Origin of the sequence: Neptunicella marina (assembly GCF_014270035.1) — a bacterium.
GTDB classification, from domain to species: domain Bacteria; phylum Pseudomonadota; class Gammaproteobacteria; order Enterobacterales; family Alteromonadaceae; genus Neptunicella; species Neptunicella marina.
In genome coordinates, this window is sequence record NZ_JACNEP010000018.1 from 21,247 (window position 1) to 47,074 (window position 25,828).

Below are 25,828 nucleotides of genomic sequence, written 5' to 3' on the forward strand. Positions count from 1 at the left end.
GTTATGACACAGCTTGCCGATAAAGCCGGAAAGATCCGGGAAGGTGAACAACTTAATTTAACGTCGTTACTACCTTGGTTGCATGCTCAATTGCCTGATTTGCCGTTATCTGGTGAACCACAAGTGATGCAGTATTCAGGAGGGGCATCTAACTGGACTTATTTACTTCAGTACCCGGAGATTGAGCTGATATTGCGGCGTGCGCCCGCTGGCACCAAAGCCAAAGGTGCACACGATATGGCGCGCGAATTTAAGTTGCAGCAGGCATTAAAGCCATTTTTTCCATTAGTACCTGATGTATTAGCGTTGTGCTCAGACAATGAAGTCATAGGCAGTGAGTTTTATGTCATGCAAAAACTCACCGGTATTATTCCTCGTCGAAATTTTCCGCGCGGATTAGAACTCAGTGAACAGCAAAGTGCACAGTTGTGTAAAAATGCGCTGGATACCTTAATAGAACTACATAAGGTTAAAATTGAGGACTCGCCGTTAGCCGAATTGGGAAAAGGTGAAGGCTATATTCAGCGGCAAATTGATGGCTGGTGTCAACGCTACACCAACGCGCGAAGCTGGAATGTGCCATCAGGTAAAAAAATCATGCGTTGGTTACACGCCAATATGCCTGCTGATGAACATATTTGTCTTATCCATAATGATTTTCGTCTGGATAATTTAGTACTGGATGTGGAGAATCCAACCTCAGTTATTGGTGTGCTCGACTGGGAGCTGGCAACCCTGGGCGACCCCAGAATGGATCTGGGCTGTGCGCTGGCATATTGGGTGGAACAGGGCGATGACCCTTTGGCACAATCCACTCGTCGGCAACCCAGTCATGTTCCCGGTATGTTTACTCGTCGGGAACTGATTGAATATTACTGCCAGCAAATGGGCTTTTCTTCACAGAATTTTGTGTTTTATGAAGTGTATGGCTTGTTTCGGCTGGCAGGGATTGCGCAGCAGATCTACTATCGTTATCACCACAAACAAACGCGTAATCCGGCGTTTAAACATTTCTGGCTTTATGTACACTATCTGATGTGGCGTTGCGCAAAGCTGATAAAAGCCAGTAAGACAAGGTGAGTCATGGGAAGCATATTTTTGGTTCGTCACGGTCAGGCGTCATTTGGTGCCGATGATTATGACCAACTTTCTGAAGTCGGAGTCAAACAAGCCTGTCGCTTAGGACAGGAGTTACAGCGACGTTTTTCCAGTATTGATGCGGTCGTGCACGGTGATATGCGACGTCACCTGCAAACCATGCATTATTGCATGCAGGAATTTATTCAGCTTAAGTTTGAGCCCATTTTGCACGCTGGCTGGCGTGAATATGATCATCAGCATATTTTGGGGCAATTTAATTCAGTACTGGCTACGCCAAAATCGATCCATCAGCATTTAGCCCAGTTTGATAATCCACAACAGGTATTTCGCCAATACTTTACGGACGCAATATCCCACTGGATAAATGGTGAGCGGGATTATGATGAAAGCTGGCAACAGTTTACCCAAAGGGTGGAACATGCCTGGTTACAGTTGCAGGACGTTGCAAAGGACAAAAAAAGAGTATTGGTATTTACCTCAGGTGGGCCGATAGCTTTTATTTGTTTACAACTACTTGGGTTAAGTCATCAGCAGTTTTTAAGAGTGAACTGGATGTTGAATAACTGTGGCGTAACCAAAGTAGTAATGAGTAAACAGGGACCAGTGTTATCAACCTTTAATGAACACAGTTGGTTCGAAGGCGAGTTTCAACATTTAATCAGTTACCGATAAGCAGGGAGTAGTATGTTTCGTCAAAATATTCTGATTACTGGTGCCAGCTCGGGATTAGGCCGTGAAATGGCGCGTCAGTTTGCTCAAAAAGGTCACAATCTGGCGCTGTGCGCGCGACGGGTCGAAAATCTCGAAGAACTCAAAAATCAACTTCATCAGCAATATCCGGACGTAACCGTGTTGATTAAGTCGCTCGATGTGAATCAGCATGAACAGGTTTTTACTGTGTTTCGTGAATTTGAACAGGCACTGGGAAAGCTTGATCGTATTATTGTTAACGCCGGTATGGGAAAAGGTGCATCTATTGGTACCGGATACTTTGAGGCCAACAAACAGACTGCCGTCACCAATTTTGTCTCTGCTTTAGCGCAGTGTGAGGCTGCGCTGGAAATTTTCCGCAAGCAAAACGAGGGGCATTTAGTCACCATTTCGTCTTTTAGCGCGATCCGCGGTTTTCGCCGTGCACTGAATGTGTATGCGGCAAGCAAAGCTGCGCTGTCTTCATTAAGTGAGGGCATGCAGGTTGATTTAATTGGCACACCAATCAAAGTCACCTGTATACATCCCGGTTTTATTCGCAGTGAAATAAACGAGAAAGTAAAAAAAGTGCCTTTTATGGTAGACACTGAAACGGGGGTAAAAGCCATGGTTAAAGCGATTGATAAAGAGGTTGCCAAGGCTTTTGTTCCTGCCTGGCCATGGGCTTTGATGCGATTTATCATGAAGATTGCACCACTAAGCTGGTTAGCTAAAATGAGTTAGATTATCACTGCATTTCCATGGTATTTTTAACCTACATCACTGATATTGATGTAGGTGTAGGAATTTTAAGCGCAAGCACACACATAACATGGAGCCCTCTTTATGTTTGAGCAAATGTTTGATCAAAAACAAGCCGAGCAATTAATTGATACTTATTTGATCCCATGGGCAATTAATATTGCGCTGGCACTGGTTATTTTTGTTGTTGGTCGTATGGTGGTCACAGTGATTACCGGAATCATCGGTAAGTTGCTGAAAAAAGCTAAATACGATGACATGCTGATTTCGTTTATTCAGGCGATTTCTCATGCTGCATTAATGTTGTTTGTGGTGGTGGCAGCGCTGAATGAGTTAGGGCTGGATACGACCTCGCTGGTTGCATTATTAGGTGCGGCAGGTTTGGCGATTGGATTATCACTGCAGGGGTCGTTACAAAATTTTGCGGCTGGGGTGATGCTGCTGGTATTCCGTCCGTTTAAAGCGGGAGACTATGTGGAAGCCGGTGGCACCGCAGGTATTGTTGAGGGAATAAGTATTTTTAATACGCAAATTCGTACTCCTGACAATAAAGAAGTCATTGTGCCCAATGGTAAAATATACGGTGAAAACATTATTAACTATTCAGCGAAACCTACTCGTCGCGTCGATATGGTTTTTGGTATCAGTTATGGTGATGACCTGCGTAAAGCCAAAGAAATTCTGGAAAAAGTTGTCGCTGAGGATGAGCGTGTATTACCCGAACCCAAACCGATAATTGCAGTATCAGAGCTGGCTAATAGCAGTGTCAATTTTGTCGTGCGTCCGTGGGTGAATTCTGCCGATTACTGGCCGTTCTTCTGGCATATGCAGGAAACCGTTAAGCTTCGTTTTGATGAAGCTGGTATTACTATTCCATTCCCGCAAATGGAAGTACATGTAAATCAGAATCAGTCTGATGAAGAAGCCTACAAAGAGTAGTCAGGTACATAAATTTTAAAAAAGGGGCGTATAGCCCCTTTTTTGATCTCAGCTCTTTATGGAATAACGATTTCATCACGCCAGTTTTCTGCCTTTTTTTCTGGCCTGATATCAGCCCCAACCTGTTTCACCCCGGCAGGGTGATTAAGTGCCATAGAATGGCCGGACTGTTGTTTGGCTGCGTGCTTGAGTGGGGATAAACAACTGGATACTTCAAAAGCGCTTTGGTGACTGCCTGCACTGATCTCAATCGCTGCTATTGATAAGGTCGTTAACGGAATAAAACGTGATTCGCCGTAGCGGTCAGGGCATACAAAGCCGCCCATTTGCACGTGGTCAGCCTGATATAAATCTTTAATCGCATGGCTAAAACTTTTGACGATGTTATCAACCCTGTTTTGCCAGTCTTCGCTGTTCCATAATACGATAAAGTCATCCCCACCAATATGGCCGACGGTATCATGACTACTTGACGCAAATTTTTGCAAACATTGACCCAAAGCCAGAATTACCTCATCACCTTTGGCAAAACCGTATACATCGTTGAAAGGTTTGAAATGGTCGATATCAAAGTGCGCCACAACAAACTGTCTTTCATCACGGATTAATTGCTCAATACAATCATTGATTGGTACTAATCCGGGTAACTGAGTTAACGGGTTTGAATGGCGGGCTTGCTTAATTTGTGCTTCGGTAATTTGTTTAAGTAAATCGATAACTAAGCCAATACCGAGGAATTCACCATTTTTACAAATGATAAAATCATCTTCCTGATGATAACGGGCGCGAGAAGTGACCAGACGGCTGACCTGATCAATACTTAAGGTCGAATCCACTGCCAGAGGTTTGCGCTCCATCACGTTTACTACCGGCGCTTTGCCATACAAATCGCGGCCAAAGGGTTTACTAAATAAACCGAGTAGTTCACTGCGATGTACGATGCCAATTGCTTTATTGTCCTGTAATACCGCAATGGAATTAATGTTGGGTCTGTCCTGAAAAATCTGTACAACTTCGTTGGTTTTGTGGGTTTGTGGCACGCTGATCGAGTGAACCACCAGCGCACTGGCACTGACGTAATTTTTACTGCGCTTAGACAATGGCTGAGCCGCACTGTCTAACTGAATTTTGCTGGGGGGTTTGGCCTGAGGGCGACAAAAGTAATAACCCTGAAAATAATCGATTTTAAGGCGGCACAGGTATTCAAATTCTTCCTGTGTTTCCACTCCTTCGGCAATAACTTTGCAGTGCATTGACTGGGCAATTTCCACAAAAGAACGCACAAACTCCTGCTTGGTATTGTCACTGTCGATATTTTCAATAAAGTGACGGTCAATTTTGACAAACTCAGGACGCGCTTGTGACCACAGGCGTAAGGATGAATAACCCGCGCCTAAATCATCCAGTGCGATAGCAAAGCCCATTTCCTGATAATGGCGCAAGGCGTTTAATAAAATGGTTTCATCGGTGCCAGCATGCTGTTCGGTGAGTTCAATAACCACCTGGCTGGTGGTTAAGCCATACTCAGTCAGAAGCTCTAGGGTTTTCCCTTTTTGATGATTGCTTTGCTCCAGTGCTTCCGGTGAAATATTAATAAATAAACGACCGGGTAGCTGTTGCTGCACAAACCCTTGCACAGCACGTTTGCGACACAGATTTTCCATATCACACAGCAGATTATGCTGGCGTGCGCTTTCGAATAATTGAGTAGGGGAATGTAAAACGCTGTCAGAAGGTCCCCGACTTAGCGCTTCATAGGCAAAAATTTCACCAGAGTACTTATCAATAATAGGTTGATACAAAGATGAAATAGATTCTAAAGCCAGTATTTTTTTTAGTTCTGTCAGCATATTAACTACGTCTTCATCAGGCTGTGGACCAACATCCTTGAGCTTACGCAAACGGCTCCCGTGCTTTGCCATTTAATGACATAAATATTTAATTTTGATTACAACATAAAAAATAAATAAAAAGCGTCTACACTTTTAGGTTGCATTGAGCGCTTAAGTCTTATCACACAGCTCTTTGCTAAGGTGTTGATTATGTTAATTAAAGTTTTTATTAGCGGCGTTTTGTTGTTTGCACTGCTTGCTTGTAGCTCGCTAAATAACGTTGATACGCCGCTTGCCAGTGCGATTTTGCACGATCAAGCTTACCCAGGTTTTGAGCAGGTAAAAGTGGAAACTCAAACACAGGTATTTGCACTGGATACGGTTCTTAAAAATTATCTCGATCAACATATTTTGCCTTTCCCAACCCAAAAGCAGCGTATGCAGGCGTTAGCTGAGCAATTGTTTAGCCCGTCACAAGTTAATTTACTGTACGAAACTCAGGCTAATACGGTTGCCAGCGATACTTTCAGACAACGCACCGCAAATTGTTTATCCATGTCTATTCTGGCTTACGTCATGGCGGAATATGCAGATTTACAGGTCACTTTTCAGGATGTGCATATACCGGAATTCTGGAATGTGCATGATGATGTGAGTTTTGTGAATGGTCATATTAATCTGGAACTGAGCGCAGCCGATTTGGCTGAAAACGGTGAATCAATGCATCGTGAAAGTATGATAATAGATTTTAATGATGTATACGCCAGTAACCGCTTTAGTAAAACACAACTGGATATGCCGACTGTAATGGCGATGTTTTACAACAATAAAGGTGCTGATGCCTTGTTGAAAAAAGACTTCACTCAGGCTTATGCGTATTTTCGTCAGTCTGTTCTCGTTGCTCCGGCTTATGCGTCGGGTTGGAGTAATCTTGGAGTATTGTACCGCTTAACAGATCATCTGGAATGGGCTGAACGTGCTTATGAAGCTGGTTTGCAGGTTGATCCTAAAAACCGCAGTATCTGGGATAATCAGGTAGTGTTACTTGAAATGACCGGGCGTGAAACTGAAGCTAATGTCATCCGTCGACGCATTGAATCTCAGCGCCAAAGCAATCCTTATTACCACTATTATCTGGGCCAGCAAGCCTATGAAAATGGTGACTGGCATCAGGCCATCAGGCATTACAAAAAAGCCAGAAAATTAAACCACTACGCTCATCAGTTTTATTTTGGCTTAGCCAAAGCATTTTATGAATTAGGTGATATACAGGCAACCCGTCACAACCTGCAACTGGCTAAGCGTTATGCCAGAGACAGGCAACTGACCCAGCGTTATTTATCCAAACTGGATGTGATTAACTAGCGTTTGTACGTTGAGACACAAATAGCTTTTGCCCTACAGATACGACACTCAGCACAATCGCGCCTGCGATCAGGCCACAAACTAAATTAATCAGCAGTTCAAATAACCCGTGTTGTACGGGAAATATATCCTTAATATGATGCAAAAATGGCAATGCGTGCATCACAATACCTCCCCCAACTAAAAACATTGCTGCTGTACCTGCAATGGATAAGAACTTCATTAACCTGGGCGCAAAGCTGATTAAAAAGCGTCCTGCAACACGTTTTATGTTGTTCGTTTGTTGTTGATGTTGACGCAATAAAAACAGGCCTATGTCGTCCAGTTTTACGATTGCTGCCACAAGGCCATAAACGCCGGCGGTCATCGCAATTGCAATTAAACTTACCACCAGAGCCTGGGTCGCAAAGGCAGATTCCGCCACCGTACCTAGTGCGATTACAATAATTTCTGCTGACAGGATAAAGTCAGTGCGGATAGCACCTTTAATTTTCTGTTTTTCCAGTTGAACCAAATCGATGTTAGCGTCACTTAGTGCTTCGATTTCCTGTTGTTTTTGCTGGTCTGAAGAGGGATGGTGCAGCAGCTTTTCCACACCTTCAAAACACAGATATAAACCACCTAATAGTAATAAAGGTGTTATCAGCCAGGGTAAAAAATAGCTCAGTAGCAGCGCCACCGGCACCAGAATGACTTTATTTAAAAAAGAGCCTTTAGCAACCGCCCAAACTACGGGTAATTCACGTTCAGCGCGCACGCCACTAACCTGATCAGCATTAAGTGCTAAGTCATCTCCCAATACACCTGCGGTTTTTTTTGCCGCGACCTTGCTCATCAGAGCAACATCGTCCAGAACTGCTGCGATATCATCTAATAGGGTTAACAGACTGGCTCCAGCCATAGATCACTCCTGAATTGGCATTTTGTGCCTAAACTAAGCTATCTCATGCAAATTGTCCCGTTTTTTGCATAGATAGCATCAGGGTACAATATTACTTAGCCAAAAATGGAGCATCAACAATGATAAGAACACCAGCAATAACAACGATTTTACTGAGTATTTTGTTAGTTTGTGGTTGTGCCACAAATAAAGGCGCCACTGTCGCACAACAGCGACAGGCTGTCGTCGATATGCAACAAAAAGTGCTGGGAGAACTGTATAAAGCCAAGCCCAGCACCCGTGCTCAGATAGCGTCTGCACCTGGCTACGCCGTATTTGACAATGCTAACGTTAATTTACTGTTGGCCAGCTTTGGTGGGGGATATGGCGTTGTTACCAATAATCTCACGGGTGGCAAAACCTATATGAAAATGGCCGAGGTTGGATTAGGTTTAGGTGCCGGAGTTAAAGACTTCCGGGTTGTATTTGTTTTTCATAATCAGGCGACTATGCAGCGTTTTATTAATGACGGCTGGGCTTTTGGTGCGCAGGCTGATGCAGCCGCAAAAGCAAGTGATAAAGGTGGTGCTGTCGGTGGTGAAGTGACAGTGGACAATATTACTATCTATCAGTTAACCGAAGCTGGACTGGCGTTGCAAGCTACGGTAAAAGGAACTAAATACTGGAAAGATGAGACCTTAAATTAATGATTTACAGACATTTTATTCTATTCATTGCAGCACTGGTTAGCCTGTCGGCTAATCTGGTGTTTGCTAAAGAATATGCCTTTGCTTTTGATAAAGAAATTGACGCATTTGAACGCCAGGACAGAGAAAATACTTTCCCACAACAGGCTATTTTGTTTGTTGGCAGCTCAAGTATTAATTACTGGCCAACTGCGGAAGCTTTTGCCGATAAAGTCGTGATTAATCGGGGCTTTGGTGGTGCGATTACCGATGATGTACTGCATGTTTATAACAAGGTGATCGGTAAATATAACCCGTCGAAAGTCGTTATATATGTTGGAGATAATGATATCGCCAAAGGGATGTCTGTTGCGGAAACCACCAATAGCCTGAAGCAATTGTTTGATAAAATACATGATGATTTTGCTAAAGCGAAAATCATTTTTATCCCGATAAAACCGAGTATTTTGCGTTGGTCGATGTGGTCCGATATGCAAAAAGTGAATGCGAATATCAGCCAGATCGCAGATAAAACGGATTATGTCACTTATGTCGATATGGCAACCCCCTTGTTAAATAACAAAGGGGAGCCGGATGCTAGTCTGTTTATTAAAGACGGACTGCATCTAAATGCGGCGGGTTATGTTATCTGGAATAAAACACTCGCCCCCTATTTGTAAGCGTCAGCAATCTCACTTTGTGAAAAATTTACATTTCACAGGGTAAATATCACTTATTGGAAAGCCGGTAATGCATTGAATTACCGGTTTTTTTATCTGTTCAATATGGTTTAAGAAAAATTACTTTCGTCACTGACTCCCTTATTTTTCAACAAATTTTGTTCGTTTTTACAGGGTAAATGCGTGATGTTATATGTATGTGTTTACGATTGGCATGGCCGTTGCTGTTTACTCATTTGTACAACATCTAAATTAACAAAGGAGCGTTGAATGGATTTTATCCGCATTTTATTTTCCGTGTTGTTGCCCCCATTGGGCGTGTTTCTGCAAGTAGGGATTGGTGGCGCATTTTGGTTAAATATATTGCTAACCATTTTGGGGTATATTCCCGGCATTATCCATGCTGTTTGGGTTATCGCTAAACGGTAGGTCAGGAGGGCGCAATCATAAATTGTGATTGGTGTAATAAGCGCGTTACGGCCTGATACTGAAGTATAACGATATCTGTTGCTATCAGATCAATATTTGAAACGCGCTTGTTCCGGTTTATCAAATAAATATTCAACAATTAATTCATTGTGATGATGGCTATTCAGGTCAAAATCACAGGTTGTTTGTTGTGCATTAAATGTGCAGATAAGGAGAAAATGATGAAAAACAGTAAAATGATGTCAGTGATATCTACATCTGTGATGCTGCTGACTTTATTACTTGGTCTGGCCGGTTGTGCCACGATTGAAGGGGCCGGCAAAGACATTGAATCAGCAGGCGAAGCTGTACAGGATGCAGCGGACTGATTCTTATATTTAATCTAAGCCGCGATTTATTCGCGGCTTTTTTGTACGTGATTAAAAACATTTAAAAATACCCGGTGATGCTTTGAAAAAATTGCTGATGCTTTGTAAAAAAGTTACAGGAATCCTGAAGTTTTATTTTGTTTTAATAAAGCTCTTTGTTAAAAAGTTGATTAAAAACAAATGGATAGATTGGTTTTTGGAGCTGGCATAACGGTTGCAGTGATAAACATGAAGGTAACCATTAGTTGTTATCAAATTTTTAAGCAAATGGAGGAAATTATGGCTACTCAAGCAAAAACGACCACCAGTGCTAGCAGTAAACCAAATGGCAGAGTGGAATCACATTCGCCTATATCGGACAAAATGACCGATACCCTGCATCATTCCGTTGATGCTTTAGGTGAGCGAGCCAGTCGCACCGAAGAAAAGTTGCGTGATACAGCGTCTGCCTCTGCCGAAAGTATCAGTGAAAAACAACGCATGGTTCAGACTAAATGGAAAAAGTCATCGGTACGTCGTTATGCGGTTGAAAACCCATTAGCAACCGCTGGTGTGGCATTTGCCGCTGGTATGGTATTGACCAGTCTGTTGCGTAAAAAGTCCTAGCAGGATACTTACTTATGTCTGATTCTGAACACTTGAATTCAGCCACGGACCAGCAGGATGACGCATCGCTTAGCGATGTGTTACCTGCTGCACAGCAATTTATTTATGCGTGGCAAGCTCGTGTTGAAAACGGTCTGGGCTTATTACAGGCAGATATTCGTTTATCTCTTAAGGCACTGGCCATTTGTGCCATGACAACACTTTTTTTAGTGGCGGCCACTATTAGTTTATGGCTTGGGATAAATATTGCGATTGCCATTGGATTACATCAACTGGGTGTGTACTGGTTATTTACTTTTCTGACTATTTTGACCTTTAATGCCGGTGCATTCTGGTGGCTGTTACGTTTGTTTAAGGGGGCTTACCGCGCGATTTTTCTGCGAACCTCATTCAATCACCTCTTTGGACAGCAATCGTCGGAACCAGCGGATGCAGAGTCAGTAAGCGATAATACTGATACTGCGGACTCATCGGCGATGGATAAAGCCGCGTAATCAAACGACCAATATCAGATAACTCACAGGAGAAGCATGATGCAATTGTTAACTCATCCCGCAGACTATTTTTTGCAAAAAAGATCTTCTGACCTCAAAGAGGCGCGTGGTCATTATCAACAAAGTGTGGTCTACAGCCGTATTGCGGGTGAACAAGCTAAAAATGTAACACTTGCAGTCGTTAGTTCACCCACAGGGCTGGGTATCGCCTTTGGCATGGGATGTATCAAGGGGCTGGATAGTGATTCTTCGGTTAAAGCTCACAGTATGGGACTACTTAACCGGGTATTGGTGAGTTTATTATAAGCCACCGCAAGCGCTACAGCGCTTTGCGGTTTGGCATTACAACGTTGGCGAAAATTAATCCGGCGAGCAAAGACATAAAGATCAAAAACGTTTCCTGCCCAATATGTTCTGCACGCACAAAATCCTGACCCGAGATAAATGAGTTTAGACCGATATAGGTTTTAGAGCCGGGAACCAAAACAATGAGTCCAGGCATTGCCACAATCGTCGAAGGGGAATTGGTCAAACGCGAAAATCCATTGGCATACACGCCCAGTGCAAATGCGCCGAGAAAGGTACCTAAGCCGTTTGCCATAAATTCGCTACCGTACACAGTTGCACTGTAGGCAATAAACGCTGACAACACGCTCCAGAACATATGTTTGCAGCGAGTACGAAATATTGGCATGAGTGAAATACTGAGTAACAGGATTGCCAGCCAGGTAGACCAGTATGGTAAAGACGCCGCCGGAACGAACTCATTTTGTCCAAACAAGCCAAATCCGACACTGATGCCCAGAAACGCACCAAAATACAATTTAAACAGTTGCATAATGGCATCCATAATACGAGCTGTGCCTGAAACCAGATTGCGTGATGATAATTCTGCAAGCCCCATAGTGAGAGCCAGACCTGGCACCAGAATGATCACTGAGGATAGAACAATTAGCGGGATATTAATGCCCGGATCCCAGTAAGCACTAATAGCACAGGCGATAAAACCTACAGAAAAAGAAGTAATTGGCTCCAGCATTAAAGCCACACGACGTGAGCGACCCGACCATAACACCCAAATGTAGGTGACTAAGCCTAATAATGCAGACCATAAAATTTCCGGCCAGCTCGCCCCCATCAACATGGCAAAAGCACCGGTTGAAGAACCAAAACCTGCGCCGGTAATCAACTTGCCGTAGGGGCTGGGCAGCTGATCAATGTCATCCAGTTGTGCATCGGCTTCTGCCAGAGATAATTCCCCCGAAAGCAGACGACTGGCCAGCTCATCGGTGCGCGATAAGGCATTCATATCCAGCTCACCTGGCTGTAACCGGGCCGCGTGGTTATATTCGTCTTCGTGTTTATCACTCCAGATAACAAAGGTGAGTGATGTTGGTGTCGCGATAAAAGAAGCACGTACCCCCAGATAGTGAGCAATATCGGTTAAGTAAGCTTCCAGACGGAATGCAGGTGTTCCGTATTTGTGCAGCATTTTGCCTAACTTAACGATAAATTTTCGAATCTGAATGAATTCAAACTTGTTCACTTTGTCGGTTAACTCCGGTACCTAAGGGTTTAAAAATTTGCGCGGATTGTAGTGTTGTTAATTTTGTCGTGCAATGCACATTTTTTGTTCTCTTTGAATTAGATAAACTAATGTGTTAATGGTTTGTTTTATGTTTTTCCATTCGTTGTAACTATAAGTAATATAACAATTTTTATAGATTACTAAATGTGGCTTGTGGCCAATTAAAAATAATCATTAGTTAATGGTATAAAATTGGAGGGATAGATTTGTAGTCAATCGGTTACACTGTCGGTGCTGGCTGTAATTTATTCAATTAAAAGGAGTTTATAGTGAACAAACTAAAATGTGCGTTGGTTTTATTATTTGCCTGGCCAATTATGCTGCATGCTGAACAAACAAAGCAGTTTGGTGAGGTATCGGCAGATATGTTGCTTCGGCAGGATGCGGTGTTCAGGCAACATTATGACAGTTTTTCTCCAGGCAGTGATCAACTTCAGTTAATGCGCCAGTTAACTGGTAAGCGACTTGTGGTGTTATTTGGGCGCTGGTGCCATGATAGTCAGCGCGAGGTGCCAAAGCTGCTCAAATTATTAACACAATCAAATGTCGCACTTGAGCGGTTAACCTTAATCGCGGTAGACAGGCAAAAAACAACACCAGACCAACTCGAACAGCCTTTTGATTTGAAATATACCCCAACTATTATTTTATTTGACCAGCAAGCTGAACTCGGGCGAATTATTGAAACGCCCCAGCAAGGTATCGCCGAAGATCTGGCGGCAATGCTTAGCCCTTAAATAACAATATACGGAATAAATAGTGTCGGAATATTTTACAGTTTAGATAATTTGGGTTCAGGTAATAGTTTATAACATATTGAAAAATAAGATTTAATTAAAAGATAAACCTAAGTTGAATTCATGGTTTAAAAATTGCTTACAAAGGAGGCTGCGTCAAAAAAGCAACGCAAACACCTGAACGTAGTAATAGCAATACTTTAAGTCAGTTAATTTTTAAACATTCCAGTTCCATCTCCACAAAAGCCGTGTATACAGGAGCGTACGCATGGCTTTTTTATTGCAAAATCTGCATTGAATATGATGTTTTTTGTTATTCAACTCCGGAAATCCTACTGTGCGTTAACAAAATGTTAAAGCTGTGATTAGATAGTACTTACCTGATCACTAATAAGAATAAGGTAACAGTATGAGCCGTTATATCCGTCATCTTAGTTTATGTTTAAGTACATTATTATTTTCGTCTTCATTGTTTGCCGCCAACGGGTTAAAAGCTAATGACGACAGTACCTTTTTTATGCCGGGCTTAAGTGTAAACGTTTTCACTGATATTTACCCCGATGGACATCAAACCGGTGTCACAGTTATCCAGCATGGTAGTCGCGTTGCAGCTAATGGCGACCTGCGTTTAGAAGTCTCACCTGGGCAATGGTCACCGATGCCTACCAATGTGGGCAAAAGTCACATTGATAGCCGGAACAATATTATCAGTCAGCGGCTTGCTTACCCTGACCCCAGTAAAAATCGCACTGGTTTTAATCCGATTAACTATCCCGATTTAAACTTTGAATATGAAGTAAAAGTAACGGGATTAGGCGATAACCGCTTTGCCATCACTGTGGATTTAGACAAACCAATTCCTGCTGACTGGGTAGGCAAAATTGGCTTTAATTTTGAATTATTCCCGCAGGAGTTATTTGGTAAATCGTTTTTAATGGACGAGCAATCCGGCTTATTTAGCACTCAGCCCAATGGCCCTGTGGCTGACATTGCAGATGAAGTGTTAGCTAAACCTGTGGCAACCGGTAAAAAATTAGTGGTTGCACCTGAATCCGATTTACAGCGTTTGGTGATTAGCAGTGAATCGGTGCCGTTAGAATTATGGGACGGTCGTACTAATCACAATAACGGGTGGTATATCGTGCGTTCTGCGATCCCTGCCGGCGCCACTAAAAACGCCATTCGCTGGGTGGTGGATGCAAACGTTGATAAAAGCTGGCGCTACCAGCCAGTGATTCAGCATTCTCAGGTTGGCTATGGCACTCAGGCGCATAAAAATATCGTGATTGAACAAGACAAGCGCGATACGCAGGCATCGAATCTTACTTTATATCGGTTAAGTGAAAAGGGCAGGGAGCAAGTTCAGCAGGTAACGGTAAAACCCTGGGGCACCTTTTTACGTTATCAGTATATGCATTATGATTTTGTTGATGTTACCAGGCCCGGCATGTATCAGCTTGAATACCGTGGACAGTTTTCCAGTCCGTTTAAAATCTCCGATGATGTTTTAAGCCGTCATGCCTGGCAACCGACACTGGAGTATTACCTGCCGGTGCAAATGTGCCACATGCGTGTGGAAGAAAAATATCGCATTTGGCATGGCATTGACCATTTAGATGATGCACGCATGATGCCGCTGGATACTAACCATTTTGATGGCTATTTGTCTGGTTCCGAGACCTTAACCCGCTTTCAACCCGGTGAGCGGGTACCGGGTTTAAACGCCGGTGGCTGGCATGATGCAGGGGACTATGATTTACGTGTCGAATCGCAAATCGGCACGGTTTGGCGGCTGGCTGCCATGGTCGAAGAGTTTGGCTTGTCGTTAGATAGTACGTCTATTGATCAACAACATAAAATAACGCATATCCATCAACCGGACGGCAAAAACGACGCATTGCAACAAATTGAGCACGGATTGTTAACCGTACTGGGTGGCTACAACAGTATGGGGCGTTTATACCGTGGCATTATTGTGCCAACCATTCCGCAATATGTGATGCTTGGAGATGCGGCTAATCAAACCGACAATTTAGCGTTTGATCCTGCATTAAAATCTTCTGAGAGCCAAAATGGCCGTAGCGGAAAACCTGATGACCGTTGGGTATTTACAGAAAATAATCCCAATCGTGAGTTATATGTTGCCGCTGGTTTGGCCGCTGCCAGTCGTGTTATGCAAACTTATAATCCAGTCATGGCCAGCAATGCACTTAATGCTGCGAAAGATGTGTATCAAAAAGCCATTGGTGTGAGTGACGATATCGCCAATCAGGTGTTTGCCAGTGCCGAATTGTATAAGACCACAGGAGATGAGATTTATCGCAGGGCATTATTATCCCGTGAGGCCGAAATTATTGGCAATATAGATAAAACTGCATGGAGTTTAGGCCGGGTGATCCATTCGCTAAATTCCCCGGATTTTGCAAAGAATGTAAAAGAAGCGGTAAAGGTGTATCAACTTGGTTTAACGCAACGCGCCCAAACAGAATCACCCTATGGGGTGCCCTATAAACCTAATATATGGGGCGCAGGCTGGACCATTCAGCAATTTGGTGTTGAGCAATATTTTGTGCATAAAGGCTGGCCCGGTTTAGCTAAAACAGATGCGTTTGAGAATGCACTTAATTTTATTTTAGGTGCGCATCCGGGCAGTAATAATATTTCCTTTGCCTCTGGTGTAGGCGCGAAATCGGCTACGGTAGCGTACGGTGTAAATCGTGCTGACTGGAGTTATATCCCCGGAGGGGTGATTTCCGGTACTGCGCTTATTCGCCCTGATTTACCGGAGCTTAAAACCTGGCCGTTCTTTTGGCAGCAAACCGAGTATGTGATGGGTGGTGGTGCCACCAATTATATGTTTCTGGCGATGGCGGTGGATCAGTTAAATCAGCAGCGTCGCAAATAACAATAATAAAAAGCAGGCTGTGTTTATTTAAACAGAGCCTGCTGACCTAAATTTAATTCCATGCACCTTCGCCGGCATAAAACAGGTTGGTTTTATGTTGAGTGTCATGCGTTTTTGTATCTGTTATGACAAACTCAAATTGCGATTGTCTTTGTTGCGGTGTGTGTTGGGTGGCTAACGCTATTGTCGCGGTGCCATGACTTTCTGCGGCAACCGTTATTTTGCTGCTGCCTTCAATTACTGCTCCATCCAGCCGAGCCGTTGATAAATGATAGGTTTTGCTTTGTTGAGACTTATTCAAAATTTTGATGGTGTAAGTATTCTCGACTTGTCCGTGATTATTAATACGATACAAAGTGTGGCGATCGCGAATAATGCTGACCTCAAAATCGTGGCGCCATAATGCCCAGGTGCCGATGGCTGACAACGTCAGGCACATTGCCAGCGCGTAACCTAAACTGGCCACTAAACTGCTTTTACTCTTAGCCGCTTGCTCAAACTTAATTAAACCATGTGCGTAGTTAAATTTATCCATGGTATTGTCGCAGGCATCAATGCATAAGCCGCAATTGATGCATTCGTATTGCAGACCTTCACGAATATCGATGCCAACCGGGCATACCTGCACACATAAGCCACAATCAACACAATCACCTAACTGCTCTGGACGGCTATTACGTTTACGTGGACCACGGTTTTCACCACGTTGTTTATCATAAGTTACCAGAGTGGTGGCACTGTCAAACATCACTGACTGGAAGCGTGAATAAGGGCAAATATGCTGACACATTTTTTCGCGGATCCACACCGCATTGATGTAGGTACAGCCAGCGAAAAACCATACCCAACCCTGAATTAACGGTGATGCTGTAAATGTAAAAAATGAAGAATATAGTGTTGGAGCCTCGATGAAATAAGACATAAACACCAAAGCTGTCAGTAACGATAAAGCGCCCCAAATGAGATGTTTGCTCACTTTTTTTAGCACTTTGATGCCGGATGCTGGCTGTTTATCTAATTGACGGCTTTGATTGGCACTGCCTTCAATGCGTCTTTCTATCCAGTTATACATTAAGGTCCACACCGTTTGCGGGCAGGCAAAACCACACCATATTCGGCCATATTTTTTAGAGACATAAAAAAGCGCAAAGGCACCCAGAATAAACAGTAACCCAAAGACCATTAAATCCTGAGGGTACAAACTGACATTAAAGAAACGCAGATGTTGCTGGCTCACATCAAACAAAATGGCCTGGCGCTGGTTAAATTGCAGCAATGGCAGCAATACAAATAAACCCACCAACAGTAGGTTTAAACCACGTCGGATGCGCTGAAAATATCCGGACTGCTCACGAATATAAATTTTGCCACTGGTTACCGGGGCTCTGAATATAATGTCTTTCTCAGCAATACTGGCAGGATCCACCATTAACTCCTCAGGTAAATAATACGCTGCGCAGTCTAGTGGTTTAATCTGACCTTTATAGATACAATAAATTAAATTTTTATGGGTACAGTTTGCTTGGGTATGAATGAGTTTATTTATCAAAAGCTGGTAAAAGCGTTGTCACAACAAATTGAAGACGCAGTGTGGCAACCTGGCGACAAAATACCCTCTATCCGTGCGCTTGCGTCGCAATTTGATGTCGCTAAGGTGTCGGTACAGCATGCTTTGCATCGGCTTGAAGCCGCTGGATTGGTGCAGGCCAAACCACGCTCTGGTTATTATGTCACGGCAAAGGCTGTTGGATATAAACAACAGCCCACGTCGCTGATACCAAATAAACCCCAAATTGCCAAAGTGCCGGACGTGTTCCATTCCATCATGGCGCGAGGGGCTGCCTTTGATATTTTGCCGGCAGCGCGTGATAAATCCGAACATAATCAACATATTGCTTTGTTAAATCGTCATATTGGCCGGGCCAGTCGTATACACGCAGACAGGCACGCCAGTTATTATGGCGATCCTGCCGGTGACAGCGAACTTAGACAACAATTACGTCAACATTATCAACAACATGGCGTCTATCTAGCTCAGGAAGAGATTTGTATTACGTCGGGCTGCCAGCATAGTTTGTTTTTAGCCTTAATGAGTTGTTGTGAACCGGGCGATACGGTCGCCATTGAAAGCCCGGCATTTTATGGTGTATTGCAGATCCTGATTAGCCTGAAACTGAAAGTGGTTGAAATTCCTGCCTCAGTTACGCAAGGGATTGAGTTGGATGAACTGGAAACGGCATTTAAAAAATGGCCAATTAAAGCGTGTGTGGTGAGCCCCAATTTTGCAACACCAACCGGTGCCTGCATGCCATTGCAAAACAAACATCGTTTGCTCGCGTTAGCTGAAAAACACCAGGTGGTGTTGATTGAAGATGATATCTATACGGAACTCGGATTTCACCTACGACCAGAGTGTCTAAAACAGTTCGATAAAAGCGGCAATGTGATCCACTGCAGTTCGCTGTCTAAATCGTTGTCGCGCGATTTACGTACAGGCTGGATTAGTGGCGGCAAGTTTCACGATAAAATTGTGCATTTAAAGCTGGTGAATCAGTTAGCCAATAGCCTGAGCCTGCAACAGGGTGTGGCCAGCTTTATTGGAGAAGGGCACTTTAAGCGTTATTTATTGCAGCAACGAAGACGTCTGCTCAAGCAGCGTGATAATTGGGTGACAGCGATAAATCACTACTGGCCTGACGAAATCAGATATACCTTACCCGATGGTGGATTGTCGTTTTGGGTGGAATTCCCCAAACAAGTCGATACGCTAACGCTTTACCAGAACATGCTTAAGCACGATATTGTGCTTACCCCCGGCATGTTATTTTCCACTCAGTCACATTACTCAAATTGTTTGCGCCTCAGTTTTGCTCACCCGTTAACGTCAGCGCGTGAAAAAGCGCTGCAGAAAATTGCCCGGCAATTAAGCCGCTGTAAGTGAGTTTCTTATTGGTGTTTATCGTATCAGCGGAGGAAATAAAGTGGCTAATTCATCATTTACATTCCTCGTTGGCATTATTTTTATATGAGTATGTGTGAGAATTAAATTTTACCTTATTTTAAAATATGTTTTAAAAACAAATGTTTAAGTGGAGTCTCACTTTTTTGTGCAAAGTCGGCCGGTGCATTTTGAGTATTTTTTTAAAGTGGGTCGATTGATTAATAGTCTGGTTACACAATCGTTGGCGTTAACTCGGAGTGGCTATTTTTTTCATATTTTAATCAATGCTTGATGTACCGGGATAACCATAAAAACTAAAAATAACTAAGGGGAAACCGGTGTAGTAAATTTCCCGCTGAATTTGTAGAGACTCAATATGTATTCAAAAACAAAACTAGCGATTGCGATTCTTAGTGCATGTGGTTGTGTTATGCCAGCTTATGCACAGGAAAAAGTAACAGAAGAAAATAGTACACAGGATGTAGAAAAAATTGTTGTAACTGGTATCGCCGGTAGTGTCGAGCGAAGTATCGCCAGAAAACGCGCCAACGACATTATTTCTGACAGCATTTCATCTGAAGATCTAGGTAAGTTCCCGGATAATAATATTGCAGACTCGCTGCAACGTGTGCCTGGTGTGGCGATTGACCGCGCTGGTGGTGAAGGACGTTTTGTTAGTATTCGTGGTTTGGGACCCAGTTTTACCGGCGTACTGATTAATGGCCGAACCCCCGCCTCTGAAAACGAAGAGCGCTCGTTTAGCTTTGACACTCTTGCATCTGAATTAATAAGTACGGTTGATGTATTTAAAACCGCAAACGCCAGCCAGAAGGAAGGTGGCTTAGGTGGTGTGATTAATATAGTAACCGCCCGCCCGTTTGATTTTGATGGCCTCAAATTCGCTGGAAGCCTAAAAGGCATGTACGAGGAAAACAGTAAAGACACTTCACCTCAGGGATCCTTTATTGTTAGTAATACCTTCGACGATGGTCGTTTTGGTATTTTGGCGTCGGTAACATATCAGGAGCGCTCCACTGATAAATATGCCGTTGAAAATGAACATATCGCTAAAACGACGCTTGAGCCCTTTTTAAGTTTTACTGATCCGAGTCAGGGGTGGGCAGGTGGATACGCCTACTCCGGTGACGGTCTGGATGAAGATACTTACCGTATTCAAAGTTTATATGCCGGTATTACTCACGAAAAACGCCGTCGTTTGGGCGGGAATGTGGTACTGCAATATCAGGCTACTGATGATTTAATATTAACTGCTGATGCTATTTTCTCCGATTATGATACCTCTACCAGCCGCTACTGGACCGGTTCGTATTTGTGGGCGCCAACCTTATCTGAACACAATGTAGTGGATGAAAATGGCTTTTATGAAGTTATCGATCATGGCTTTGAAGATGGTTATAACATTAGTGGTTATGCCCATGGTTTAACCACCACAGAACGCCCCACTGAATCTAATGTACTCGGGCTAAATGCAGAGTGGCTGATTAATGATCAGTGGAGCATGGTTGCTGACATTTCACAATCCAGAGCCGTGTTAGACAATCCGGGTTTAGATCGGCTGTATATTCTTGAGTTTTTAAATCGTCCAGGCTACCTGTTAACCTCAACCGGCGGTATTCCGAGCATTGAGTACTCAGATGAAGCCGCAATTAAGCCCGAGATGGGCAGTCAGAATATGCAGGATTTGCGCGCGCGTATTTCGGGTGATAGCGGTATCTATAACAAAGCTAAAAATCAGGAAGCGAAGCTGGATTTCAAATGGGAGCCATTAGATTCGTCAATCCGTCGCATAAAATTGGGTACCAATTACACCACGGCTGAAAAACGAACTGAGTACTGGTCAACGCCTGAATTGATTCGTCGTATGTATCACGGTTTAGCGACCGGACAGCAAATTGATTATGACAGCATTGTCAGCGGTGTATTTAGTCCCGGAAACAAATTTAATGGCCTGAGTTCTGATGTTTATATGATTGATCCTGTTGCGTACCGCAACTGGATGGCCAACAACTTAGACGGACGTACTAAAGCGCAGACTGATGCAGGTATCGCGTCCAAACAAGCCTTTATCGACAATAACAGCAGCTGGGATGCGGTGCGTTCTAATGATTCGTATGTGCTTGAGGAAAAAGTTGCCTCAGCTTACGCAGAAGGCACATGGGAAACACTGGTCTCTGATATGAAATTATCTGTCACAGCGGGTTTGCGTTATACCCATACCGAATTAACTTCTGATGGGACGTCACAGGTACTGGAAAGTCTGGAACGTGAATCTACCTTACCCGGAGAGCCGCCATCACCCTGGTTAGTGCAAACATTCAAGGATGAGGCTGGTACGCCCATTTCACTTAAACACAGCTACGATAACTGGTTGCCTTCTGCTAATGCGTTACTGGAAGTGACTGACGAGTTTTATATTCGTGGCGCGATCAGTGAAACCTTAACCCGCCCGACTTTGTCAGCCTTGGCACCTTATACGTCATATAACACCACTACAGTGACCACACGTACTGCGATGGGGGGCAATCCAAATCTGAAGCCTTATGTATCGCAAAACTACGATTTATCGTTTGAGTATTATTATGGTGACGCGGATCTGATTGCACTGGCGTTATACAAAAAAGACATTGATAACTTTATTGTGCGTTACAGTGCTCTTGAAGTGTTTGAAGATCTGCAGGTGGAAGATCCTGAATGGAAAGAATTCCAGGTTACCCGTCCTCAAAATGGCAAGTCCGCGACCATTGAAGGTATGGAAATTAACTGGGCATCGACATTCGAAAATGGCTTAGGTTTCACCGCTAATTACACCTTTGTAAACAGCAGTGCGTCTTTAAGTGATGCTGGTGATGCAGAGCAATTTGCGTTACCCGGTTTAAGCGACACCGGTAATTTCTCAGTGTTTTATAATAATGACAAATTACAAGCCCGTTTAGCTTATAACTACCGCACGCCTTTCCTTGGCATAGTGTTTAATGGCCCATCCAACGAACCGATTCATTACGATTCCTACGGCACGCTGGATGTCAGCTTTAGTTACGACATTAATAAACATGTTACGGCGTTTATTGATGGCATGAATATTACCGGTGAAACCGTAAATAAATACGGCCGTTTTGAGAACCAGTTTATTGGTTTTGAAGACACCGGCGCCCTCTACACATTTGGAGTTCGAATCAAACTCTAATAGCTGTGGGTCACAGGTCCGGGTGGCTCCCGGACCAACTCCCTTCTTTTTAAGCACCAAATTCACCTTGGAGGATGTGTTATGCATCGTTGTGAATGGCTGAGTGTGGCTGTGGCAGCAGTATTACTGTTTACATCAATAAATTCTGCTAAGGCTGAGAGCCAGACTGAAACCGAATGTTCAATGATAAGTGGCATGTATGTGTCGCTTAGAGACAATAATAATGTAACGCTGGGTAATCGTGAGTGGGAAACTGAATTACTTGGCTTTGCTCAGCAGCATGGTTTTAATTATTTAATTTTTTATGACATCGAAAATATCGCCAATCAACCTGCGCGCGCGGCACACTTAGCCGGGTTAATTGAACGTGCGAAAAATGAATTCAATATTATCCAAATAGGCGCCGCACTTGGTAGTAAAAGAGCCGCGAGAAATATCCTCAAATTTAACCAGCAGTATCGACATTTGGCACGCATTGATGTGCTTAATCTGGAATTTGAATTTTGGAACCTACGTTCAGAACAAGGCGCCTTTGAGCAAGCGATTGATTTATTAAATAATTTTCGTGAAGTGGCACAACAACAGCAGTTACTGACCGAAGTTTATATTGGCTGGATAAGCGCTGAACAAGGTAAAGCACTGGCTGGCGCGGTAGACCGTATTCTGGTGCATTACTACCGCCACAACAGTGACAATATTTTGAGTTATGGGCAGGAGCGTCTTCGTTATCTGGCCAGTGCTGAGCAGCAAGTTAATATCGCACCGATTTTTTCAAATGAAGGGCCGGACAACACCGCCGATCCTGGCGGGTATTTTATGGGCCCCTGGTTAAATGAGAATGCACTTGGTGATGCCTTTGAACAGTGGCAAAGAGAGTTTCAGGCAATCAATGCCCCATGGAAACATCAACTCAGCGTGTTCGGTAGCGTGTGGTTTTTGTATAACCATTTTGCCGATATAACTGATTTGCGTGGCAATGCAAACAGTGGGACCCATTCGCAGAAATGTTTATCAAACATGCAATCCCCGCAAAATACCCCATAAGGCAGTGTTATGTTGCGATTTTTATTTATTCTAACCGCGTTTTTCACAACTGCGGCGTTTGCTAAAACGGATATGGCAGAATTTTCCCGACAGGCAACACTGCGTTTTGGGGTGGTGTCTAACTTTGATAATCCCGGTCACTTTAAGGCCTATGTTGAACTTAACAATTTGTCTCAACAATCTTTGCCCTCTGGCGAATCAAACTGGCAGATTTATATTCATTCTACCCGCAGGGTTAGTGAGGTTTTATCGGATGAAATCAGGTTTGAACGTGTGCAGGGCGATTTATACCGCTTAACCCCTACGGGTAAATTTAATGGGTTACAGCCGGGGGATAAAAAACGTATTGAATATATTGGCCGTGGCGAGATTGCAAGCTATGCCTATTTTATGCCTCGTGCTTTTATCGTGGACGCAAATGGCAAGGCTTTTACCTTCCAAAATACAGATACAGAAGATTACAGCCAATTTGTTGATCCACTGGCAAGCCCGCAACAGTATTTGCGTTTTAATCAACCTGACGCGGATTTATATGGTCTTAGTTCACAGGACAGTAACTTTGCTAAAGCCTATGACGTGAAACTAACAGAGGTCGCAACGCCGATTCTGCCATCACCAAAGTCGGTAAAATTGAGCGATAAAGCTGTTACTATTGATGCAAGCTGGACGATTTACCAACCAGGAGGGTTTGGATTTGAAAGTCGTTTATTACAACAAAAGCTTGCTTCATTAGAAGTTGATATTCCGTTTTCACAACAGGCAGAAAAAGCAAAAACGATTCAGTTTGTCATCACACCGGATATCGAAAATCAGGGATATGAGCTGAGCATTACTGATAAGCACATTCGCATCTCAGCATCAGATGCCACTGGTATTTTTTATGCGGTACAAAGCTTAATCAGTTTAATTGATGCTGCTGCCAGCCACGGCGCGGTTTCCTTGCAATATGCCGACATTCACGACGCCCCCCGCTATGAGTGGCGTGGCATGCATTACGATATCGCACGTAATTTTCATGGCAAACACGCTATTTTGACTTTGTTAGACGAGATGGCGCGTTTAAAACTGAACAAATTGCATCTGCATCTGACGGATGATGAAGGCTGGCGATTGGAAATTCCCGGTTTACCCGAGCTTACCAGGGTTGGAGCCAATCGTTGTTTTGATTTAGACGAACAACGTTGCCTGCTTACTCAGCTTGGTGAAGGCCCGGAGGCGAACCACAGTGGTTCCGGATCTTTATCCCGCAGTGATTTTGTTGAGATCATTAAGTTTGCTGCGCAACGTCATATTGAGGTTATTCCGGAAGTTGATATGCCCGGTCATGCGCGAGCGGCAATTGTGGCAATGAAAGCACGTTATCAACGTTTAATTGGACAGGGGCAAAAACAGGCTGCTGAACAATATTTATTATCCGACCCGGAGGATTCATCTCATTATCTGACCGTACAAAGCTATAGCGATAATTCAGTTAATCCCTGCATGGATTCGACCTTTCAGTTTATTGAAAAAGTGATGTACGAAGTTCAGTCGATGTATCGCGAGGCTGGCCAGCAGTTAACGTTATTTCATATTGGTGGTGATGAAGTAGGAAAAGGCTCATGGACGGCTTCACCAGCCTGTAATCGCAAGTTTGCTGAATTGGATAATGGCCTGATGGGTGTGGATGATGTTAAACCTTATTTTGTTAATAAAGTGGCTAACATCGCTCAGCAGCGTGGTATGGCGATTGGCGGCTGGGAAGATGGATTAATGTATGATCGTAATAACCCTTTTATGCGTAATAGCTTAGCGAATGATAATGTTGTCGCCTTTGCCTGGGATAATATCTGGGAAGCCGGTGTAGCTGACAGGGCATATAAGTTAGCGAATGCGGGATATGACGTGGTGTTATCCTCCGCGTCACATTTGTATTTTGATCATCCTTATGAAGCCTCCCCCTTTGAGCGGGGTTATCACTGGGCTACTCGTTTTAGCGATTTAAACAAGGTATTTTCTTTTCAACCAGATAACTTATACCTGAATGCCTCAAGAACATTGTCTGGCCAATATATTGACGATCTTGACCAGTTTACAGATAAATATCATGAACGTTTAATCAACGCGGATAATGTGTTGGGCATGCAAGGCCAGCTGTGGTCGGAAACCATCAGAAACGAAACTCAGATGCAAAAAATGGTTTTTCCGCGTTTAGTGGCATTAGCTGAACGCGCGTGGCATAAAGCAGAATGGGAAGGGCATAAAAATGTGAAAAATACTGCGCAATACAAACAAGACTGGCAGCGTTTTATTTCCGTGTTATATCAACATGTTTTGCCCGGGTTTATTGAGCGTGGCGTGGCGTTCTATTTGCCTGCGCCACGTGTTGGTCTGCAAAATGGTAAGGTAACTGCAAAGCCGTTATTACCATTTCTATCGGTAGAGTTTAGCTGCGACAACGGTAAAAATTGGCAAGCAGGCTTGGAAGCGAATTGCAGAAATAGCCAACAAACAATGTTCAGAACGGCGTTTAAGCAGCGGTATAGTCGTTTGGTTAACGCGTCGGAAGTTGAGTTTTATCAGTAAAACAAGTGGAG

Annotated in this window: 22 protein-coding genes; 18 read left to right on the forward strand and 4 right to left on the reverse strand. The window is 43.6% G+C overall.

Features of this window, described 5'->3' with window-relative positions; genetic code table 11:
* Window positions 1–3: 3 nt before the first annotated feature.
* From H8B19_RS16225 to H8B19_RS16240, 4 genes are all read left to right on the forward strand, one after another.
* Window positions 4–1,080: a phosphotransferase family protein gene (locus tag H8B19_RS16225; protein ID WP_186507949.1), complete on the forward strand. Its 1,077-nt coding sequence runs from the start codon at window positions 4–6 to the stop codon at window positions 1,078–1,080.
* 3 nt (window positions 1,081–1,083) lie between these two features.
* Window positions 1,084–1,773, forward strand: coding sequence for a histidine phosphatase family protein (locus H8B19_RS16230; protein WP_186507950.1), 690 nt, complete (start codon window positions 1,084–1,086; stop codon window positions 1,771–1,773).
* Between the two features lie 12 nt (window positions 1,774–1,785).
* A complete protein-coding gene (locus H8B19_RS16235) occupies window positions 1,786–2,535 on the forward strand; it encodes an SDR family oxidoreductase (protein ID WP_186507951.1) in 750 nt (249 codons plus the stop codon).
* Between the two features lie 102 nt (window positions 2,536–2,637).
* Window positions 2,638–3,492, forward strand: a complete 855-nt coding sequence (locus H8B19_RS16240) for a mechanosensitive ion channel family protein (protein WP_186507952.1) — start codon at window positions 2,638–2,640, stop codon at window positions 3,490–3,492.
* Window positions 3,493–3,548: 56 nt separating this feature from the next.
* Here the strand turns inward: H8B19_RS16240 and H8B19_RS16245 are convergent, their stop codons facing one another.
* Complete coding sequence (locus H8B19_RS16245; protein WP_186507953.1) at window positions 3,549–5,393, reverse strand: GGDEF domain-containing protein; 1,845 nt, start codon at window positions 5,391–5,393, stop codon at window positions 3,549–3,551.
* Window positions 5,394–5,534: 141 nt separating this feature from the next.
* Between H8B19_RS16245 and H8B19_RS16250 the strand changes: the two genes are divergently transcribed.
* Window positions 5,535–6,689, forward strand: coding sequence for a tetratricopeptide repeat protein (locus H8B19_RS16250; protein WP_186507954.1), 1,155 nt, complete (start codon window positions 5,535–5,537; stop codon window positions 6,687–6,689).
* Here H8B19_RS16250 and H8B19_RS16255 read toward each other — a convergent pair.
* A complete protein-coding gene (locus tag H8B19_RS16255) occupies window positions 6,682–7,590 on the reverse strand; it encodes a DUF808 domain-containing protein (protein WP_186507955.1) in 909 nt (302 codons plus the stop codon). The genes H8B19_RS16250 and H8B19_RS16255 overlap by 8 nt on opposite strands.
* Before the next feature lie 119 nt (window positions 7,591–7,709).
* Here H8B19_RS16255 and H8B19_RS16260 point away from each other — a divergent pair, with 119 nt between their 5' ends.
* The 7 genes from H8B19_RS16260 to H8B19_RS16290 all read left to right on the forward strand — a co-directional run bounded on the left by H8B19_RS16260 (window position 7,710) and on the right by H8B19_RS16290 (window position 11,138).
* Entirely contained in the window at window positions 7,710–8,276 is a 567-nt protein-coding gene (locus tag H8B19_RS16260) for a lipid-binding SYLF domain-containing protein (protein WP_186507956.1), read from the forward strand.
* Window positions 8,276–8,935: a GDSL-type esterase/lipase family protein gene (locus H8B19_RS16265; RefSeq protein ID WP_186507957.1), complete on the forward strand. Its 660-nt coding sequence runs from the start codon at window positions 8,276–8,278 to the stop codon at window positions 8,933–8,935. Before H8B19_RS16260 ends, H8B19_RS16265 begins: the two co-directional genes overlap by 1 nt.
* A gap of 270 nt (window positions 8,936–9,205) precedes the next feature.
* Window positions 9,206–9,364, forward strand: coding sequence for a YqaE/Pmp3 family membrane protein (locus H8B19_RS16270; protein ID WP_186507958.1), 159 nt, complete (start codon window positions 9,206–9,208; stop codon window positions 9,362–9,364).
* Between the two features lie 263 nt (window positions 9,365–9,627).
* Window positions 9,628–9,732 carry an entericidin A/B family lipoprotein gene (locus H8B19_RS16275; RefSeq protein ID WP_422121167.1) on the forward strand — a complete coding sequence of 35 codons (105 nt, stop codon included), beginning with the start codon at window positions 9,628–9,630 and terminating at the stop codon, window positions 9,730–9,732.
* 279 nt (window positions 9,733–10,011) lie between these two features.
* Window positions 10,012–10,338: a DUF883 domain-containing protein gene (locus H8B19_RS16280; RefSeq protein WP_186507960.1), complete on the forward strand. Its 327-nt coding sequence runs from the start codon at window positions 10,012–10,014 to the stop codon at window positions 10,336–10,338.
* A 14-nt stretch (window positions 10,339–10,352) separates the two neighbouring features.
* Window positions 10,353–10,832 carry a hypothetical protein gene (locus H8B19_RS16285; RefSeq protein ID WP_186507961.1) on the forward strand — a complete coding sequence of 160 codons (480 nt, stop codon included), beginning with the start codon at window positions 10,353–10,355 and terminating at the stop codon, window positions 10,830–10,832.
* Between the two features lie 36 nt (window positions 10,833–10,868).
* On the forward strand, window positions 10,869–11,138 hold the full coding sequence (locus H8B19_RS16290) for a hypothetical protein (RefSeq protein WP_186507962.1): 270 nt from the start codon (window positions 10,869–10,871) through the stop codon (window positions 11,136–11,138).
* A 13-nt stretch (window positions 11,139–11,151) separates the two neighbouring features.
* On the opposite strand, the gene H8B19_RS16295 is transcribed toward H8B19_RS16290, so the two are convergent.
* A complete protein-coding gene (locus H8B19_RS16295; protein WP_186507963.1) occupies window positions 11,152–12,378 on the reverse strand; it encodes a threonine/serine exporter family protein in 1,227 nt (408 codons plus the stop codon).
* Between the two features lie 311 nt (window positions 12,379–12,689).
* Here H8B19_RS16295 and H8B19_RS16300 point away from each other — a divergent pair, with 311 nt between their 5' ends.
* Both H8B19_RS16300 and H8B19_RS16305 read left to right on the forward strand, forming a co-directional pair.
* Entirely contained in the window at window positions 12,690–13,157 is a 468-nt protein-coding gene (locus H8B19_RS16300; RefSeq protein WP_186507964.1) for a thioredoxin family protein, read from the forward strand.
* Window positions 13,158–13,566: 409 nt separating this feature from the next.
* Window positions 13,567–16,062 (forward strand): glycoside hydrolase family 9 protein, encoded by a 2,496-nt coding sequence (locus H8B19_RS16305; protein ID WP_186507965.1) that lies wholly within the window; start codon window positions 13,567–13,569, stop codon window positions 16,060–16,062.
* A 52-nt stretch (window positions 16,063–16,114) separates the two neighbouring features.
* Here the strand turns inward: H8B19_RS16305 and ccoG are convergent, their stop codons facing one another.
* Window positions 16,115–17,491, reverse strand: a complete 1,377-nt coding sequence (ccoG, locus tag H8B19_RS16310; protein ID WP_186507966.1) for a cytochrome c oxidase accessory protein CcoG — start codon at window positions 17,489–17,491, stop codon at window positions 16,115–16,117.
* A 99-nt stretch (window positions 17,492–17,590) separates the two neighbouring features.
* Between ccoG and H8B19_RS16315 the strand changes: the two genes are divergently transcribed.
* The 4 genes from H8B19_RS16315 to H8B19_RS16330 all read left to right on the forward strand — a co-directional run bounded on the left by H8B19_RS16315 (window position 17,591) and on the right by H8B19_RS16330 (window position 25,817).
* Complete coding sequence (locus H8B19_RS16315; protein WP_186507967.1) at window positions 17,591–19,003, forward strand: aminotransferase-like domain-containing protein; 1,413 nt, start codon at window positions 17,591–17,593, stop codon at window positions 19,001–19,003.
* Window positions 19,004–19,379: 376 nt separating this feature from the next.
* Window positions 19,380–22,208, forward strand: a complete 2,829-nt coding sequence (locus H8B19_RS16320) for a TonB-dependent receptor (protein ID WP_186507968.1) — start codon at window positions 19,380–19,382, stop codon at window positions 22,206–22,208.
* A gap of 81 nt (window positions 22,209–22,289) precedes the next feature.
* Window positions 22,290–23,252 (forward strand): hypothetical protein, encoded by a 963-nt coding sequence (locus H8B19_RS16325; protein WP_186507969.1) that lies wholly within the window; start codon window positions 22,290–22,292, stop codon window positions 23,250–23,252.
* A 9-nt stretch (window positions 23,253–23,261) separates the two neighbouring features.
* Entirely contained in the window at window positions 23,262–25,817 is a 2,556-nt protein-coding gene (locus tag H8B19_RS16330; RefSeq protein ID WP_186507970.1) for a family 20 glycosylhydrolase, read from the forward strand.
* The last annotated feature ends 11 nt before the right edge of the window (window positions 25,818–25,828 follow it).